This window comes from Paraconexibacter sp. (assembly GCF_041602235.1).
Classification (GTDB): Bacteria; Actinomycetota; Thermoleophilia; order Solirubrobacterales; family Solirubrobacteraceae; genus Paraconexibacter.
Map to the genome: position 1 here is coordinate 1 of NZ_JBFIGP010000391.1, position 2,812 is coordinate 2,812.

3 protein-coding genes are annotated in these 2,812 nt (G+C 74.8%); all 3 read right to left on the reverse strand.

From position 1 onward, the window contains the following. Positions 1-154: 154 nt before the first annotated feature. Entirely contained in the window at positions 155-1,090 is a 936-nt protein-coding gene (locus ABYE80_RS19400) for a DUF559 domain-containing protein (RefSeq protein ID WP_372791953.1), read from the reverse strand. Further along, positions 1,083-1,442, reverse strand: coding sequence for a YbjQ family protein (locus tag ABYE80_RS19405; RefSeq protein ID WP_372791954.1), 360 nt, complete (start codon positions 1,440-1,442; stop codon positions 1,083-1,085). The genes ABYE80_RS19400 and ABYE80_RS19405 overlap by 8 nt, the downstream gene beginning before the upstream one ends. Positions 1,443-1,932: 490 nt before the next feature. Then, the coding region (locus tag ABYE80_RS19410) for an EF-Tu/IF-2/RF-3 family GTPase (protein ID WP_372791955.1) at positions 1,933-2,812 on the reverse strand (880 nt) is incomplete at its 5' end.

Consider the following 2,812-nt stretch of genomic DNA (forward strand, 5'->3'; position numbering starts at 1 on the left):
ACGGCGCCACGGCCGCGCCACGGCGCCACGGCCGCGCCACGGCGCCACGGCAAGGCCACGGCGCCACGGCAACGCCACGGCGCCACGGCCGCGCCACGGCCGCGCCACGGCGCCCCGGCCGCGCCGCCGCTCCGGCACCGCTGCCGCGGCGGCATCACGCGGCCCCGACCTCGGACGCCGCCCTGCGCTGGGCGTCGCCCGCCTCGGCGAACGCCGCGAGGAGGTCCGCCACCACGAGGTCGCAGTCGGGCCCGAAGACCTGCTTGTAGGTGTACCGCCGCACGATGTAGCCGTGGCGCCGCAGCCACAGGTCGCGCCGGGCGTCGACTCCGCCTTGGCCGGGAAAGTCGTGCTGGCCCCCGTCGAGCTCGACGACGACGAGCAGGTCCGCCCAGAGGCAGTCGACCGTCCAGGGACCGACCCGCCGGTTGCGATCCGGCAGCCTGATGCCGTGCGCGATCAGCAGGCGGCGGAAGCGCCGCTCGAGCCGGCTGCGGGCTTCGCCGTATCCGGGGACATGCCGGTCGAGGGCCTCCCTCAGCCTCGCGCTGCCGGGGTGGCCGCGTCGCAGCACGGCGAGGATGTGCTCCGGGCGCCGACGGTGCAGGAACTCGGCCTGCTCGAGCGCCGCGACGAGCGGGGCGAGGTCGTAGCCGGCGGCCAGGTCCAGGAGGGTCCGCTCGACCGTGGTCGTCCGGAAGCGCCCGAGGCGACCGACGTCCGTCGTCCGCAGGACCGTCCGGTGCACCACGACGCCGTCGGGCGGCACGAGGTCCATCCGCGTGGCGAGGTGGATCGACGACGGCGGCGCGGGGATGAGGCCCCACCGGTACGCAGCGGTCTGATGGCTCGCGAGGCCCCGCGAGCCGGTCGCGAGCATGGCGGCGATCAGGAACGCGTCGTCGGTCAGGAACGGGGTCGGGACCATCGAGTAGATCCCGTATCCGGGATGGAGGTCACGCAGCCTCCCGGCCGCCCGGGCGCGGTCGACCGACGGCGCGTCCATCCCGCGGAGCAGGAGCTGCCGCCGGGCTGCGACGCCCTCCTGCCGGAGCATCACCGCGCGCGCGGCCGACGGCAGGTCAGGCATCGGCGTCGGCGCGTGGCGCCGTCTCGGTGACGGACACGGCGGTGCCGGAGACGATCACGAGCAGGCAGTGGCGCAGCTGGGTCGGCTCGACGGACAGACCCACCACCGCGTTGGCCCCCGACGCGCGGGCATCGGCGCGCAGGCGCTCCACCGCGTCGACGATGGCGGCGTCGGTGAGATCGACGTGCGCCCGGACCCGTCCCCCGAGCACCGTTCGGCCCAGGGAACGGGCTTCGAGCCACGTCGTCGGGGCGAGGACCGTCGAGGCGGCCACCACCCCGAGATGCGCGACCACCTCGTGGCCGGGGAGGGTCGGGGTGGTGCTCAGGGCCACATGGGATGCGTCGGACACGGCTGCTCCTTCGGGACGGATTGGCATCGCGCCCGAGGCTAGGAGCGGTGCGGTCGACGACCCGGCCCGCGTGACGCCATCGGCCCACGCCCGTGACGAAGTCGTCGCAGTTCGAGGCCGCTGGGCCACGGTTCATCGCGGCCCGCCGCGCGAACTCGGTGGGCGGGACCACCCGATGCGTGGTCTCCTCCACCGAGTTCGGGAGGGGAGCCGGGGCGCTGGGGCGGAAGCGGGTCTCGATCGGCGTGGGTGTGGGCGTGGGCCCGGGTGCCGGCCCCTGCCCGCAGCGCTGGCCCGTCACGGCCCGCGCCGCGAACTCGGTGGGCGGGACCACTATATGTGTGGTCTCCTCCACCGAGTTCGGGGAGACGACCCGGGCGCGACCCGGCCGACCTCCGAGCCCGACCGCGACCCGGCCGACCGCCGAGCCCGACCGCGACCCGGCCGACCACCGAGCCCGACGGCGCGGCGGCCGAGGCCCCGGCCGCGCCTACCGCACCATCCCCGCGCCGACCGTGTCGTTCGTCGCCTCGTCGATGAGGATGAACGCGCCGGTGGCACGGTTGACCGCGTACGGATCCAGGGCCAGCTCGCGCGAGACCCGCAGGCGCACGCGGCCGATGTCGTTGAGGGCGAGTTCGGCCGGGGAGCCGTCGCCGACCCGCGGCTCGAGGGTCTCGACGTCCACGACCTCGTCGACCGCGTCGACGACCGCGCGCACCGTCGACGTGGTGTGCTTGAGCTCGAAGCGGGCGCCGGGCCGGAGGGGCTGCTCGCCCATCCAGCAGACGTCCGCCTCGAACTCCCTGGTGACCCGGACCGCGTCCTCGGAGGCCTTGACGATCATGTCCCCGCGCGAGACGTCGCGCTCGTCGGCGAGTCGGAGGGTCACCGACATGCCGGCGAACGCCTCGTCCAGCGGACCGTCGAAGGTCTCGACCGAGGCCACCGTCGTGCGCGCGCCCGAGGGGAGGACGAGGACCTCGTCGCCGGCACGGAACACCCCAGAGGCCACCTGGCCCGCGTAGCCGCGGTAGTCGGTCGCCCCGTCGCGGATGACCCACTGCACCGGGAAGCGCGCGTCCACGAGGTTGCGGTCCTCGCCCAGGGGCACCGTCTCGAGGAACTCCAGCAGTGCCGGCCCGGAGTACCAGTCGGTGTTCGCGGATCGATCCACGACGTTGTCCCCGTGCAGGGCGCTGATCGGGATGAACGTGGTGTCGCGCACACCGCGCAGGCGGCCGGCCAGCGAGAGGAAGTCCCGGACGATCCCGTCGAACACGTCCTCCTGCCAGTCGACGAGGTCCATCTTGTTGACGGCGACGACCAGGTGCGGGATGCCGAGCAGGGCGCTCAGGTACGCGTGGCGC